Raw genomic sequence first — 14,893 nt, forward strand, 5'->3', positions numbered from 1 at the left:
TGCGGCCATTATCGTGAACATGCCTGAACGAGACCCTGCCATGAGTGAAGAGATTCTGATCAACATCACGCCGATGGAATCGCGCGTGGCGGTGGTCGAAAACGGTGTGCTGCAAGAAGTGCATGTCGAGCGCACGCAAAAACGCGGGATCGTCGGCAACATCTATAAAGGCAAGGTCGTACGCGTGCTGCCCGGCATGCAGGCGGCATTCGTCGACATCGGCCTGGACCGTGCGGCGTTCATTCACGCCTCGGAAATCTCCCTGCGCGAAGGCCCTGCGGTGGAAAGCATCAGTGCCCTGGTGCATGAAGGTCAGAGCCTGGTGGTGCAAGTCACCAAGGATCCGATCGGTTCCAAGGGCGCGCGGTTGACCACGCAACTGTCGATCCCGTCGCGCTATCTGGTGTACATGCCGCGCACCGCCCACGTCGGCATCTCCCTGAAGATCGAAGACGAAGCCGAGCGCGAACGCCTGAAGCAGGTGGTCAGCGATTGTGTGGCCAAAGAAGGCATCAAGGAGGCCGGCGGCTTCATTCTGCGTACCGCCGCCGAAGGCGCCGGGGCCGATGAAATCCTCATGGACATCCGCTACCTGCGACGCCTGTGGGATCAGATCAACGAACAGATCAAGACCATCGGCGCGCCGAGCGTGATCTACGAAGACCTCGGTTTGGCCCTGCGTACGCTGCGTGACCTGGTGAGCCCGAAAATCGAAAAGATCCGCATCGACTCCCGGGAAACCTTCCAGAAAACCACGCAGTTCGTCGCCGAACTGATGCCGGAAATTGCCGATCGTCTGGAACACTATCCGGGTGAACGGCCGATCTTCGATCTGTACGGCGTTGAAGACGAAATCCAGAAAGCCCTTGAACGCAAAGTGCCGCTGAAGTCCGGCGGTTATCTGGTGGTGGATCCGGCGGAAGCCATGACCACCATCGACGTGAACACTGGCGCGTTCGTCGGGCATCGCAACCTCGAAGAGACCATCTTCAAGACCAACCTCGAAGCCGCCACCGCGATTGCCCGGCAGATGCGCCTGCGCAATCTGGGCGGGATCATCATCATCGACTTCATCGACATGGAAGATGAAGAGCACCAGCGCCAGGTACTGCGTACCCTGGAAAAACAGCTGGAGCGCGATCACGCCAAGACCAACATCATCGGTATCACCGAGCTGGGTCTGGTGCAGATGACTCGCAAGCGTACGCGCGAAAGTCTGGAGCAAGTGCTGTGCGAGCCTTGCAGCAGTTGTCAGGGGCGGGGCAAGCTGAAGACGCCGGAAACCATCTGTTACGAGATCTTCCGCGAGATCCTGCGCGAGGCCCGGGCCTATCAGGCCGAGGGTTATCGTGTGCTGGCGAACCAGAAAGTCGTCGACCGGCTGCTTGATGAAGAGTCCGGTAACGTCGCCGAGCTTGAAGGGTTTATCGGGCGCACCATACGCTTCCAGGTGGAAACCATGTATTCCCAGGAACAATATGACGTGGTGCTGCTCTGATCCCCTGCGTCACCTATTTCCTGAAACGGCTGGCCTCAGCTTTTTGCAGTATTTTTGCCATGGGAGCCAACTGACATGGAACGTCTGACACGCATTCTGGCCGCACTGACCCGTTGGGGTCTGGGCCTGTGCGCGTTGGTTCTGGTGTTGATGGCGTTGTACGTCAGCCTCGGCCGGGAACTCACGCCACTGGTGGCCGAATACCGTACCGACATCGAAGACAAGGCCAGCGCCGCCCTGGGCATGCCGTTGCAGATCGGTGAGCTGGAAGGCAACTGGAGCGGATTTGCGCCGATCCTGCTGGCCCACGACGTGATGGTCGGCGACGGCGCCAATGCGCTGCGCCTGGATCGGGTGCGTGCCGTGCCGGATCTGTGGGCCAGTCTGCTGGCTCGTGAAGTGCGTATCGCGCATCTTGAACTCAACGGCCTGAAGATCAGCCTCAAGGAAGGTGAAGACGGCCAATGGGCGCTCGAAGGATTGCCGGTGCAGCAGGATCAGCCCATGGATCCCGAGCAACTGTTCAACCGTATGCAAGTGGTCCAGCAATTGTCGGTGCTCGACAGCCAGGTGACCTTGCAGCCGCGGGACCAGGCGCCGCTGACGTTCACTTACGTCGGCCTCAATCTCAAGACCGGTCTCAATCGTCAGCGCCTCGACGCGCGACTGACCTTGCCCGACGGGCAACCCGTTGCACTGAGCCTGCGTACGCGGATTCGCGCCAGCCAGTTGCAGGACAGTGCGGTGGAGGGCTACGTCAGCCTGCCGCAAAGCGACTGGGCCAAATGGCTGCCCGAGCGCCTGACCCAGCAGTGGAATTTCTCCGAGATCAAGGCCGGCGGCGAGTTGTGGGTCAACTGGAGCGAGGGCGGGCTGCAAAGCGCCGCCATTCGTCTCAACGCTCCGCAACTGACCGGTGCCTACGCCGAGCGCAAGCCGATCCAGATCAACAATCTGGCCCTCAACGGTTACTTCCAGCGCAGCGCCGAGGGGGCCATCGTCACCCTTGATTCGCTGGCGATGAATTTTGGCGAGACCCGCTGGGAGACCCGTGTTCAGGTCAAGCAGACCGCCGCCACCGACAAGGTCGATGAACTCTGGCACTTGCAGGCTGATCGCCTCGATCTGACGCCGATCACGCCGTTGCTCAATGCATTGGGCCCTCTGCCGCAAGGCTTTGCCACCGTGGTCGAGCATCTGAAAGTGACCGGTGGCTTGCGTAATGTGCTGCTGGATTTCCGGCCCAACGCCACCGACGACAGCAAATTCAGCTTCGCCGCCAACCTCGACCAAGTCGGCTTCGACGCCTATCACGGCGCGCCGGCCGCACGGAATGTCAGCGGCAGCCTGACCGGCAACCTCGGCGGCGGTGAGTTGCGCATGGACAGCAAGGACTTTGTCCTGCACCTCGATCCGATTTTTGCCAAGCCATGGCAATACATCCAGGCCAATGCCCGCTTGACCTGGAGGCTGGATAAAGAAGGCTTCACCCTGATCGCACCGTACCTGAAGGTGCTCGGCGAGGAAGGCAAGATCGCCGGCGACTTCCTGATCCGCCTGCATTTCGACCATACCCAGGAAGACTACATGGACCTGCGGGTCGGGCTGGTGGACGGCGACGGTCGCTACACCGCCAAGTACCTGCCCGAGGTACTGAGCCCGTCTCTCGACGAATGGCTGCGCACGGCGATTCTCAAAGGGGCGGTGGATCAAGGGTTCTTCCAGTACCAGGGTTCTCTGAACAAAGGCGCCGCAGATGCGGATCGCAGCATCAGCCTGTTTTTCAAGGTGCACGATGCCGAACTGGCGTTCCAGCCTGGCTGGCCGCACGTGAGCAAGGTCAGCGGTGATGTGTTCATCGAGGACAGCGGTGTACGGATCGTCGCCAGTAAAGGCCAGTTGCTCGACACTCAGGTCAGCGACGTCTTCGTCAATATCCCGCACGTGCCGGGTGGCGAGCACAGCCATATGTACCTCGACGGCGGGTTTGCCGGCGGACTGGGCGACGGCTTGAAGATTCTTCAGGAGGCACCGATCGGCACCGCCGACACCTTCGCCGGCTGGGAAGGCGAGGGCGACCTGCAAGGCAAGCTCAAACTGGACGTGCCGTTGGCCAAGGGCGATCAGCCGAAGATCCTCGTGGACTTCAAAACCGCCAATGCCCGATTGAAACTGGCCGAGCCGAAGCTGGAGTTGAGCCAGCTCAAGGGCGATTTCCGCTTCGACAGCGCCAAGGGCTTGAGCGGGCAGAACATCAGTGCCCGGGCCTTCGAAAAACCGGTCACCGCGCAGATCTTCGCCGATGGCGGCCCCGGCAAGCTCAAGACCCGGGTGGCGGCGTCGGGGCAGGTCGAAGTCAAGAAACTCACCGACTGGCTCGGCGTGACTCAGCCGTTGCCGGTGTCCGGGACGATTCCCTATCAACTGCAAGTGAACCTGGACGGTGCTGACAGCCAATTGATGGTCAGCTCCAACCTGAAGGGTGTGGCGGTGAATCTGCCCGCGCCGTTCGGCATGACCGCCGATGTCGGGCGTGACACGGTGTTCCGCATGACGCTGCAAGGTCAGGAGCGGCGTTACTGGGTCAATTACGATCAACTGGCCAACTTCACCTTCGCCGCGCCACCGAGCAGTTTCGCCGATGGCCGTGGCGAGTTGTTCCTCGGCACCGGTGAAGCCGTGTTGCCGGGTAGCAAAGGCCTGCGGATACGCGGCGTGTTGTCCGAACTGGACGTCAAACCCTGGCAGGATCTGGTGGACAAGTACGCCGGTCAGGATCCGGGCGGCAGCGCCAAGCAACTGCTCAGCAGCGCAGATTTCAAGATCGGCAAACTCACCGCCTTCGGCACCACGCTGGATCAGGCGGCGGTGCAACTGGATCGCAAGCCCGGTACATGGGCGCTGGCCCTCGACAGTCAGCAGGCCAAAGGCACAGTCGGCATTCCCGACGCCAAAATCGCGCCGATTGTGGTGAACCTTCAATACGTGCGTTTGCCGGCACCGGACCCGACGGTGCAGGCCGACGATAACGCACCTGACCCTCTGGCCTCGGTCGATCCAACCAAGATCCCGGCGCTGGATATCACCATCAATCAGCTGTTCCAGGGCCAGGACCTGGTCGGTGGCTGGTCGCTGAAAGTCCGTCCGACCGCCAAGGGTATCGCCCTGAACAACCTTGATCTGGGCCTCAAGGGCATTCTGTTGCAGGGCAGCGGTGGCTGGGAGGGGACCCCCGGTGCCACCAGCAGTTGGTACAAGGGCCGGATTGGTGGCAAGAATCTCGCCGACGTACTCAAGGGCTGGGGCTTTGCGCCGAGCGTGACCAGCGAAGAATTCCACATGGATGTCGACGGCCGCTGGCCGGGCTCGCCGGCGTGGCTGGCCACCAAGCGCTTCTCCGGCACCCTCGATGCGTCGCTGAACAAGGGCCAGTTTGTCGAAGTAGAGGGCGGTGCCCAGGCGCTGCGGGTGTTCGGTCTGCTCAACTTCAATTCCATCGGCCGGCGTCTGCGCCTCGATTTCTCTGATCTGTTCGGCAAAGGTTTGAGCTATGACCGGGTCAAGGGATTGCTGGTGGCGAACAACGGTGTCTACGTGACGCAGGAGCCGATCAAACTGACCGGGCCGTCGAGCAACCTTGAACTCAACGGCACGCTGGATCTGGTCGGCGATCAGGTCGACGCCCGGTTGCTGGTGACCTTGCCGGTGACCAACAACCTGCCGATTGCCGCGTTGATTGTCGGCGCACCGGCAGTCGGCGGGGCGCTGTTCCTGATCGACAAACTGATCGGTGATCGCGTGGCCCGGTTCGCCAGCGTCAAATACACCGTCAAAGGCCCGTGGAAAGAGCCGAAAATCACCTTCGACAAGCCTTTTTGACCAGCCAGGCCGCAAACCGATGGAGTAGCATGGCTGCCTACCTCTTGCGGAGTTCGCCATGTCTTTAGCGGTGATTCAAATGGTCAGCCAGAGCGACGTGCTGGCCAATCTGCGCGATGCCCGACGCTTGCTCGAACAAGCGGCCAACGCTGGCGCGAAGCTGGCGGTGCTGCCGGAAAACTTCGCCGCCATGGGGCGTCGCGACATCGCCGAAATCGGCCGTGCCGAAGCGCTTGGCGAAGGTCCGATCCTGCCGTGGTTGAAACAGACCGCCCGCGACCTCAAGTTATGGATTGTGGCCGGCACCTTGCCGTTGCCGCCTGTGGGGCAGCCCGAGGCGAAGTCCCATGCCTGCTCGTTGTTGGTGGACGATCAGGGCGAAATCGTTGCTCGCTATGACAAGTTGCATCTGTTTGATGTGGATGTTGCGGACAATCGCGGCCGTTACCGCGAATCCGATGACTATGCTTATGGCAGTGGCGTGGTGGTTGCGGACACGCCGGTCGGCCGAATCGGCCTGACGGTGTGTTACGACCTGCGATTCCCGGAGCTGTACAGCGAATTGCGGGCTGCCGGGGCTGAACTGATTACTGCACCGTCGGCCTTCACCGCGGTGACCGGTGCGGCGCACTGGGACGTATTGATCCGTGCACGGGCGATTGAAACCCAGTGCTACGTGCTGGCGGCGGCCCAGGGCGGGACGCATCCAGGGCCGCGGGAAACCTTTGGCCACGGGGCGATTATCGATCCGTGGGGCCGCGTGCTGGCGCAGCAGGAGCAGGGCGAAGCCGTGTTGCTGGCCGAGCGCGACAGTAACGAACAGGCGTCCATACGGGCGCGAATGCCGGTGACGGGTCATCGGCGGTTTTTTTCGCAGGGCGCACAGCGACCTGCTTCAGAACACGAATTTAAGGCGTAAAACCTATGAGCGAGTTGTTGTCCTCAGTCAGTGATCACCTGTTGGCGCCCGGCGGCGTGACGATCGAGAGCCTGCAAGGCGTGCTCGGTGATCTGGCGGGTCCAGGCATCGATGCGGCCGACCTGTATTTCCAGGGTCAGATTTCCGAGTCCTGGTCGCTGGAAGACGGCATCGTCAAGGAAGGCAGTTTCAACCTCGACCAGGGTGTCGGCGTGCGTGCGCAGTCCGGCGAGAAAACCGGTTTTGCCTACAGCAACGCGATCACCCTCGAAGCGCTCGGCGCAGCGGCCCGTGCGGCCCGTTCGATTTCCCGCGCCGGGCAGAACGGCACGGTGCAGGCATTCAGCACTCAGGACGTCGCCCAGTTGTATGCGCCGGACAACCCGCTGGAAGTCCTGAGTCGCGCTGAAAAAGTCGAACTGCTCAAGCGCATCGACGTTGCGACCCGCGCCCTCGATCCGCGTATCCAGCAGGTCAGCGTGAGCATGGCCGGGGTCTGGGAGCGGATTCTGGTGGCTTCGACCGACGGCGGCCTGGCTGCTGACGTGCGTCCGCTGGTGCGTTTCAACGTCAGTGTGATCGTCGAGCAGAACGGTCGTCGCGAACGTGGCGGCCATGGCGGCGGCGGGCGTACCGACTACCGTTATTTCCTCGCCGAAGACCGCGCCATGGGTTATGCCCGTGAAGCGTTACGTCAGGCGCTGGTGAACCTGGAAGCGATTCCGGCACCGGCCGGCACCTTGCCGGTTGTTCTGGGCTCGGGCTGGTCCGGCGTGTTGCTGCACGAAGCGGTCGGCCACGGTCTGGAAGGCGATTTCAACCGCAAGGGCAGTTCTGCCTACAGCGGGCGCATGGGCGAGATGGTTGCTTCGAAGCTCTGCACCATCGTCGATGACGGCACCTTGGCCGGTCGTCGTGGTTCCCTGAGCGTCGACGACGAAGGCACGCCCACCGAGTGCACCACGCTGATCGAAAACGGCGTGCTCAAGGGCTACATGCAGGACAAACTCAATGCGCGCCTGATGGGCGTGGCCCGCACCGGCAACGGTCGTCGCGAATCCTACGCGCACCTGCCGATGCCACGGATGACCAACACCTACATGCTCGGCGGCCAGAGCGATCCGGCGGAAATCATCGCGTCGGTGAAGAAGGGTATCTACTGCGCCAACCTCGGTGGCGGTCAGGTCGACATCACCAGTGGCAAGTTCGTGTTCTCCACCAGTGAGGCGTACCTGATCGAGGACGGCAAGATCACCGCGCCGGTCAAAGGCGCGACGTTGATCGGCAACGGTCCGGAAGCGATGAGCCGGGTGTCGATGGTCGGTAACGATCTGGCGCTGGACAGCGGTGTGGGGACTTGCGGCAAGGACGGGCAATCGGTGCCGGTGGGCGTGGGTCAGCCGACGCTGAAGATCGATGCGATCACCGTGGGTGGCACGGGCGCATAAGAAAGGATGGAGCTTCGGGTGGCGCGCAGTGCGGCCACCCGGTGGCGAATATCAACGCAGACCGCGTTGAGTCTCGTCCAGCTCACGGATGTACTTGAAGATCTTGCGGCTCGAGGCAGGAGGTTTGTTTTGCGCAACCTCGTGCTGGGCCTGACGGATCAGGGAACGCAGTTGCTGGCGGTCGGCGTCCGGGTACTCGACGACGAATTTCTCCAGCACGGCATCGTCACCGCCGATCAGGCGGTCACGCCAGCGTTCGAGGTTGTGGAAACGCTCGTTGTACTGACGGGTAGAGGCATCGAGTTGATCGAGCAAGGTGAGAATGGCGTCAGTGTCCTGATCGCGCATCAGTTTGCCGATGAACTGCAAGTGCCGTTTACGCGCGATGTTCGCGGTGTGCTTGGGCGCATCGGCCAGGGCCCGGCGCAAAGCGTCGGTCAATGGCAGTTTCGCCTGCAAGTCGGGCTTGAGCGTTGTAAGGCGCTCGCCAAGGTCAACCAGAGCATGCAGCTCGCGTTTGACCTGGGATTTGCTTTTTTCTCCCGTATCGAGGGAGTCGTCGTAAGAATCAACCATGGTGGCAGTCCGCAAAGAAACGCCGCCATGATAACCAGTCGGGGGCCGCTTGTCCGGCCCGGTCGCTCGAAGGCCCCAGCCGAAAGCAGAATTTGAGTGGAGATGAGCATGAGTGCAGTTGAAAGCGTCGGCCCACAGGCATTGCCGGCACTGCAGGAACAGGTCGAGCAGATCATCGCCGAAGCCAAGCGTCAGGGTGCCAGTGCCTGTGAAGTAGCGGTATCGCTGGAGCAGGGCCTGTCGACCTCGGTGCGTCAACGTGAAGTCGAAACGGTCGAGTTCAACCGCGATCAGGGCTTTGGCATCACCTTGTATGTCGGCCAGCGCAAGGGCTCGGCCAGCACGTCCGCCACCGGGCCGGATGCGATTCGCGAGACCGTCGCTGCGGCACTGGCGATTGCCAAGCACACGTCCGAAGACGAAGCCTCGGGGCTGGCCGATGCCGCGCTGATGGCCAGGGATATTCAGGATTTCGACCTGTTCCACCAATGGGACATCACCCCGGAACAAGCCATCGAGAAGGCGCTGCTCTGTGAAGCCGCGGCGTTCGATACCGATTCGCGGATCAAGAATGCCGATGGCACCACGTTGAGCACTCATCAGGGTTGCCGCGTGTATGGCAACAGCCACGGTTTTATCGGTGGTTACGCTTCGACGCGACACAGCCTGAGCTGCGTGATGATTGCCGAGGCCGATGGCCAGATGCAACGCGATTACTGGTACGACGTTAACCGCCAAGGCAGTTTGCTGGCTGACCCGGTGAGCATCGGTCAGCGCGCGGCACAGCGCGCGGCGAGCCGTCTGGGCGCGCGTCCGGTGCCGACCTGCGAGGTTCCGGTACTGTTTTCCGCCGAACTGGCGGGCGGGTTGTTTGGCAGTTTCCTGTCGGCGATTTCCGGCGGCAGCCTGTACCGTAAATCGTCGTTCCTTGAGGGCACGCTGGGGCAGAAGCTGTTTCCAGAGTGGCTGACCATCGACGAGCGTCCGCATCTGATGCGCGCCATGGGCAGTGCGTCGTACGACGGTGACGGTCTGGCGACCTATGCCAAACCGTTCGTCGAAAAGGGCGAGTTGGTGTCGTACATCCTCGGCACCTATTCCGGTCGAAAACTCGGCATGCCGAGCACCGCCAACGCGGGCGGTGTGCACAACCTGTTCGTCACCCATGGCGATGAAGACCAGGCAGCACTGTTGCGACGTATGGGCCGTGGGTTGCTGGTCACCGAGCTGATGGGCCATGGTTTGAACATGGTCACCGGCGATTACTCGCGCGGTGCGGCGGGTTTCTGGGTCGAGAACGGTGAAATCCAGTTCGCGGTGCAGGAAGTGACCATCGCCGGCAACATGCGCGACATGTTCAAGCAGATCGTCGCTGTCGGGAACGATCTGGAGCTGCGCAGCAACATCCGCACCGGTTCGGTGTTGATCGAGAAGATGACCGTCGCGGGCAGCTAAGCCCTGGGCAGGTACACAAAAGGCGCGCCATCCGATTGGGTGGCGCGCCTTTTTTTGTGTCCGCAAATCTTTCGGGCCGATCAGGCCAGCTAAAAAGCTACTCTTGTTTTGGTTCTCATTATCATCTAATAATAAATCTCATTATCAGATGAGCCCAGGATCATGAGTTCTGCCTTGCACGAGCAGCCGTACCTTGAAAGCTGGCGCTGGATGAGTCGCCAGATCCGTTGCGCCATGGATCCCGACGAACCGCGTCTGATCGAACACTACCTGGCCGAAGGCCGGTATCTGGCCTGCTGCACGGCGACCTCGCCCTGGACTGTCGCTGAAACCTCTTTCCGTTTGCTGCTCGACACGGCCATCGACATCGCGTTGCCGTGGCACTGGCGCAGCCTCTGTCTCGACCAGGCCTGGCGCCCATTGCGTGAAATGGAGCGCCTGTCGCTGTGCAAGTGCCGGCTCAAACGCTGGCAAAGCTACACCTGGCAGCTCGCCACCTGCGAGTTGCAACCCTCGATTCCTCTCATTGAATTAGTCCAAGGATTTACCGATGACCAAGACACGTATTGAGCGCGACAGCATGGGCGAACTGCAGGTGCCGGTGGACGCTCTCTACGGCGCGCAAACCCAGCGCGCAGTGGATAACTTCCCGATCAGCGGCAAACCGATGCCGACCCAGTTCATCCGTGCACTGATCCTGGCAAAGGCTGCTGCCGCCCGTGCCAACGTCGAGCTCAACCAGATCAGCGCCGGGCAAGGCAAAGCCATCAGCGACGCGGCCCAAGGTCTGCTTGAAGGCGACTTCATGCAGCATTTCCCGGTGGATATCTTCCAGACCGGTTCCGGCACCAGTTCCAACATGAACGCCAACGAAGTGATCGCCACGCTGGCCAGCCGCTTGCTCGACGAGCCGGTGAACGCCAACGATCACGTCAACTGCGGGCAGAGCAGCAACGACATCATTCCGACCACCATCCACGTCAGTGCGGCGCTGGCCCTGCACGAACAACTGCTGCCGGCGCTGTTGCACCTGGTGCAAGTGATCGAACGCAAGTCTGAACAAGTCCATCACCACGTCAAAACCGGTCGCACTCATTTGATGGACGCCATGCCAGTGCGCATGAGCCAAGTGCTCAACGGTTGGGCGCAGCAACTCAAGGCCAACATCGGTCACCTGCAGGACTTGCTGCCAAGCCTGCAATCCCTGGCCCAGGGCGGCACTGCGGTCGGCACCGGGATCAATGCGCATCCGGAATTCGCCGCGCGTTTCAGCCGTCAACTTAGCCAACTGACCAACGTGCAATTCACCCCGGGCAAGGATCTGTTCGCGCTGATTGGCTCGCAGGACACTGCCGTGGCCGTGTCGGGTCAGCTCAAGGCCACCGCTGTATCGCTGATGAAAATCGCCAACGACCTGCGCTGGATGAACTCCGGCCCGCTCGCCGGCCTCGGTGAAATCGAGCTGGAAGGCCTGCAGCCAGGGTCATCGATCATGCCGGGCAAGGTCAATCCGGTGATTCCGGAAGCCACCGCCATGGTCGCCGCGCAAGTGATCGGCAATGACTCGGTGATTACCATCGCCGGTCAGTCGGGCAATTTCGAACTGAACGTGATGCTGCCGATCATCGCCCAGAACCTGTTGAGCAGCATCGAGTTGCTGGCCAACTCCAGCCGTCTGCTGGGTGACAAGGCGATTGCGAGCTTTAAGGTCAACGAGTCGCGCCTCAAGGAAGCGCTGTCGCGCAACCCGATTCTGGTGACCGCACTCAACCCGATCATTGGTTACCAGAAGGCTGCCGAAATCGCCAAGCAGGCCTACAAGCAGGGCCGCCCGGTGATCGACGTCGCACTGGAACACACCGACCTGTCGCGCAGCCAGCTGGAAGAGTTGCTCAATCCCGAGAAGCTCACCGCCGGCGGCGTGTAAACACCGCAACCGCTTTGGAGACTCATCATGGAGCACTGGAAACGCACGATCGAACGGGCCAATCGCTGCTTCATGCTGGGCGAGCTGATCGACGCCCGCGAGGCCTATCTGCAAGCGCTGGCCCTGGCGCAAGTGTTGTTCGAACGCTGGGCCGATGCCGACGAAGCGGTGGCGGCCTGCGTCATCTCCCATCACAACCTGGCCGATCTGCATCTGCGCCTGAACCAGCCAGAGGAGAGCGCCGAATATCTGTGCGCGATCCACCAGCGCCTGTTGCAGACCATGCAGGACGAGCGCCTGCGCCCGGCCCTGCGTGAGGCGGCGTTGCGCCAGAGCAGCAAGACCTATGTCGAACTGCTCAATTTCATCAGCGAACACGGCGAATACCCGCGCACCCAGCGTCTGTTGCACCCGGATACCGGCAATGCGCGCCGCGCCCCAGCCCAACATCACCATGGAGTCCACTGAAATGGCTTTTACCCTGCCGGCCTTGCCTTACGCCTACGACGCACTGGAACCGCACATCGATGCGCAGACCATGGAGATCCACTACACCAAGCATCACCAGACCTACATCAACAACCTGAACGCCGCGGTCGAGGGCACGGAGTACGCCGAATGGCCGGTGGAAAAACTGGTGGCCAGCGTTCAGCAACTGCCGGAAAAACTGCGTGCGGCGGTGATCAATCAGGGCGGCGGTCACGCCAACCATTCGTTGTTCTGGGAAGTGATGGTGCCCGGCGGTGGCGGCAAGCCGGACGGCGCGCTGGCCAAGGCGATCGATGAGCAGCTGGGCGGCCTCGACAGCTTCAAGGACGCGTTCACCAAAGCTGCGCTAACGCGTTTCGGCAGCGGCTGGGCCTGGCTCAGCGTGACTCCGGACAAGAAACTGGTGGTGGAAAGCAGCGGCAACCAGGACAGCCCGCTGATGGGCGGCAATACGCCGATTCTCGGACTCGATGTGTGGGAACACGCCTACTACCTGCGTTATCAGAACCGCCGCCCGGAATACATCAGCGCGTTCTACAACGTGATCAATTGGCCTGAAGTCGCTGAGCGTTATCAGGCTGCACTGGTTTAAGTCTCCTATAAAAACAATCCAAGGCTGACTATGGGCACTGAAACACTGGCGATCGGAAGTGGGCGTATGTTTCGTTACGCATTCGGGTCGCTGCTGCTGTTGGCGGGCATGACCTTGCTGGTGGCTCACGGACTCGAATGGCTGAACCTGGAGCCGAAACTGTCCCGGGCATTGCAGGGCGGTGCAATCTGCGCGCTCGGCACGGCACTCGGGGCGGTTCCGGTGCTGGTGATCCGCAACATGCCTCAGGCATTGGGCGACACGCTGCTGGGGTTTGGTGCCGGCGTGATGCTGGCAGCGACCGCGTTTTCGCTGATCGTGCCGGGGATTGCCGCCGCCGAAAGCCTGGGGCTGAGCCCTTGGGGCGCCAGTGGTCTGATCTGTTTCGGCATCATGCTCGGTGCTTTCGGTCTGTATCTGGTGGATCGCAAGGTGTCCGGCGCTTCACCGGAAATGCTGATCGGCACCGTCGAGCATCCGGTGATTCCCCCGCGGATCTGGCTGTTTGTGTTTGCCATCATTGCCCATAACATTCCGGAAGGCATGGCCGTCGGCGTCTCCGCTGGCGGCGGCATGCCGGACGCCGACAGCCTGGCGATGGGCATCGCCTTGCAGGATGTGCCGGAAGGGTTGGTGATTGCGCTGGTGTTGGCCGGGGCGGGGATGTCGCGGGTCAAGGCATTCCTGATCGGGGCGGCATCAGGGCTGGTCGAGCCAGTGTTTGCATTGCTGTGTGCGTGGCTGGTCAGCCTGGCGGAGTTGTTGTTGCCCTTGGGGTTGGCGTTGGCGGCCGGAGCAATGTTGCTGGTGGTGACCCACGAAGTGATCCCGGAATCGCGACGCAATGGTCACGACAAACTGGCGAGCCTGGGATTGTTGATCGGGTTCTGCCTGATGATGGTGATGGACACGGCGTTGGGATGAGAGGAGGGAGGCTTGCTCCCTCGCCACCAAAGGCTTTCAACCACCTTCGTCGAAGTAGTTGTTGATCAGTGCCACCAAGGCATCCAGGGCTTCCTGTTCCTGATGCCCTTCGGTGCTCAGAAAGATTTTGGTGCCCTTGCCGGCGGCGAGCATCATCATCGCCATGATGCTTTTGCCATCAACCGTGGTTTCCGGGGTGCGACCCACTCTGATCGTGCAGTCGGGATACTGACCCGCCACGCCAACGAACTTTGCCGACGCCCGGGCATGCAGGCCCAGCTTGTTGATGATTTCGATTTCCAGAGCAGGCATCGCGGTGTGAATCCTTTAGCTGAGGTCGCGGTGGCGAACCTGGACGTTCTTCAGGGTTTTCTGCAGGGCCTGACCCAGGCGTTCGGTCAGGTAGACGGAACGGTGATGTCCGCCGGTGCAGCCAATGGCAATGGTGACGTAGGCGCGATTGCTTGCAGCGAAGCGCGGCAGCCATTTGAACAGATACGCATAGATGTCCTGAAACATCTCTTCGACTTCCGGCTGTGCCGCCAGGTACTCGGCTACCGGCTCATCGAGCCCCGATTGCGCGCGTAGTTCCGGTTTCCAGTACGGGTTGGGCAGGCAGCGTACATCGAACACCAGATCCGCATCCACCGGCATGCCGCGTTTGAAACCGAACGACTCCACCAGAAACGCCGTACCCGGCTCCGGCTGGTTCAGCAGCCGCAGCTTGATGGTGTCGCGCAACTGGTACAGATTCAGATTAGTGGTGTTGACCTTCAGGTCGGCCAGATCGGCGATCGGGCCCAGCAGGGCCGTTTCATCGTTGATGGCTTCGGCCAGCGAACGATTGGCGCTGCTCAGAGGGTGGCGACGACGGGTTTCCGAAAAACGCTTGAGCAGGGTTTCTTCATCGGCGTCCAGATACAGGACGTCGCACTGGATGTGCCGGCTGCGGACTTCTTCAAGCAATTCCGGAAAGCGCGAGAGATGACTGGGCAGATTGCGTGCATCGATCGATACCGCGACCAGTGGCTGAGACAGTTCCGTATGAATCAGTGCGCGCTCTGCCAGTTCCGGCAGCAGGCCGGCAGGCAAGTTGTCGATGCAGTAGTAGCCGTTGTCCTCGAGGACATCCAGAGCGGTACTTTTACCCGAGCCGGAGCGGCCACTGACGATGATCAAGCGCATG

The 14,893-nt window shown here is 61.3% G+C and carries 13 protein-coding genes; 10 read left to right on the forward strand and 3 right to left on the reverse strand.

The features are described 5' to 3' along the window. Nucleotides 1-40 precede the first annotated feature (40 nt). From rng to tldD, 4 genes are all read left to right on the forward strand, one after another. Nucleotides 41-1,498, forward strand: a complete 1,458-nt coding sequence (gene rng / locus AC07VV_RS27330) for a ribonuclease G (RefSeq protein WP_065260839.1) — start codon at nt 41-43, stop codon at nt 1,496-1,498. A 75-nt stretch (nt 1,499-1,573) separates the two neighbouring features. After that, the gene (locus AC07VV_RS27335; protein WP_495038028.1) at nt 1,574-5,377 is read left to right on the forward strand and encodes a YhdP family protein; all 3,804 of its coding nucleotides are present in this window, start codon (nt 1,574-1,576) and stop codon (nt 5,375-5,377) included. Nucleotides 5,378-5,435: 58 nt separating this feature from the next. Next, entirely contained in the window at nt 5,436-6,296 is an 861-nt protein-coding gene (locus AC07VV_RS27340; RefSeq protein WP_495038029.1) for a carbon-nitrogen hydrolase family protein, read from the forward strand. Nucleotides 6,297-6,301: 5 nt separating this feature from the next. Then, nucleotides 6,302-7,744: a metalloprotease TldD gene (tldD, locus tag AC07VV_RS27345; RefSeq protein WP_085711794.1), complete on the forward strand. Its 1,443-nt coding sequence runs from the start codon at nt 6,302-6,304 to the stop codon at nt 7,742-7,744. 51 nt (nt 7,745-7,795) lie between these two features. Here the strand turns inward: tldD and yjgA are convergent, their stop codons facing one another. Continuing rightward, entirely contained in the window at nt 7,796-8,320 is a 525-nt protein-coding gene (yjgA, locus tag AC07VV_RS27350; RefSeq protein ID WP_096818946.1) for a ribosome biogenesis factor YjgA, read from the reverse strand. A gap of 108 nt (nt 8,321-8,428) precedes the next feature. Between yjgA and pmbA the strand changes: the two genes are divergently transcribed. From pmbA to AC07VV_RS27380, 6 genes are all read left to right on the forward strand, one after another. Then, nucleotides 8,429-9,775: a metalloprotease PmbA gene (gene pmbA / locus AC07VV_RS27355; protein ID WP_495038030.1), complete on the forward strand. Its 1,347-nt coding sequence runs from the start codon at nt 8,429-8,431 to the stop codon at nt 9,773-9,775. Between the two features lie 162 nt (nt 9,776-9,937). Continuing rightward, a complete protein-coding gene (locus tag AC07VV_RS27360) occupies nt 9,938-10,345 on the forward strand; it encodes a FagA protein (RefSeq protein ID WP_495038031.1) in 408 nt (135 codons plus the stop codon). After that, the gene (locus AC07VV_RS27365; RefSeq protein WP_495038032.1) at nt 10,326-11,702 is read left to right on the forward strand and encodes a class II fumarate hydratase; all 1,377 of its coding nucleotides are present in this window, start codon (nt 10,326-10,328) and stop codon (nt 11,700-11,702) included. Before AC07VV_RS27360 ends, AC07VV_RS27365 begins: the two co-directional genes overlap by 20 nt. Before the next feature lie 27 nt (nt 11,703-11,729). After that, entirely contained in the window at nt 11,730-12,170 is a 441-nt protein-coding gene (locus tag AC07VV_RS27370; protein ID WP_114881426.1) for a DUF2753 family protein, read from the forward strand. Between the two features lies 1 nt (nt 12,171). Then, on the forward strand, nt 12,172-12,783 hold the full coding sequence (locus AC07VV_RS27375; RefSeq protein ID WP_495038110.1) for a superoxide dismutase: 612 nt from the start codon (nt 12,172-12,174) through the stop codon (nt 12,781-12,783). 30 nt (nt 12,784-12,813) lie between these two features. Then, the gene (locus AC07VV_RS27380) at nt 12,814-13,707 is read left to right on the forward strand and encodes a ZIP family metal transporter (protein WP_493072678.1); all 894 of its coding nucleotides are present in this window, start codon (nt 12,814-12,816) and stop codon (nt 13,705-13,707) included. Nucleotides 13,708-13,743: 36 nt separating this feature from the next. On the opposite strand, the gene AC07VV_RS27385 is transcribed toward AC07VV_RS27380, so the two are convergent. Next, a complete protein-coding gene (locus tag AC07VV_RS27385) occupies nt 13,744-14,019 on the reverse strand; it encodes an HPr family phosphocarrier protein (protein WP_096818959.1) in 276 nt (91 codons plus the stop codon). 15 nt (nt 14,020-14,034) lie between these two features. Continuing rightward, a complete protein-coding gene (rapZ, locus tag AC07VV_RS27390) occupies nt 14,035-14,892 on the reverse strand; it encodes an RNase adapter RapZ (RefSeq protein WP_096818961.1) in 858 nt (285 codons plus the stop codon). Nucleotide 14,893 lies beyond the last annotated feature (1 nt).

The organism is Pseudomonas sp. GW821-FHT02C04 (genome assembly GCF_059421845.1).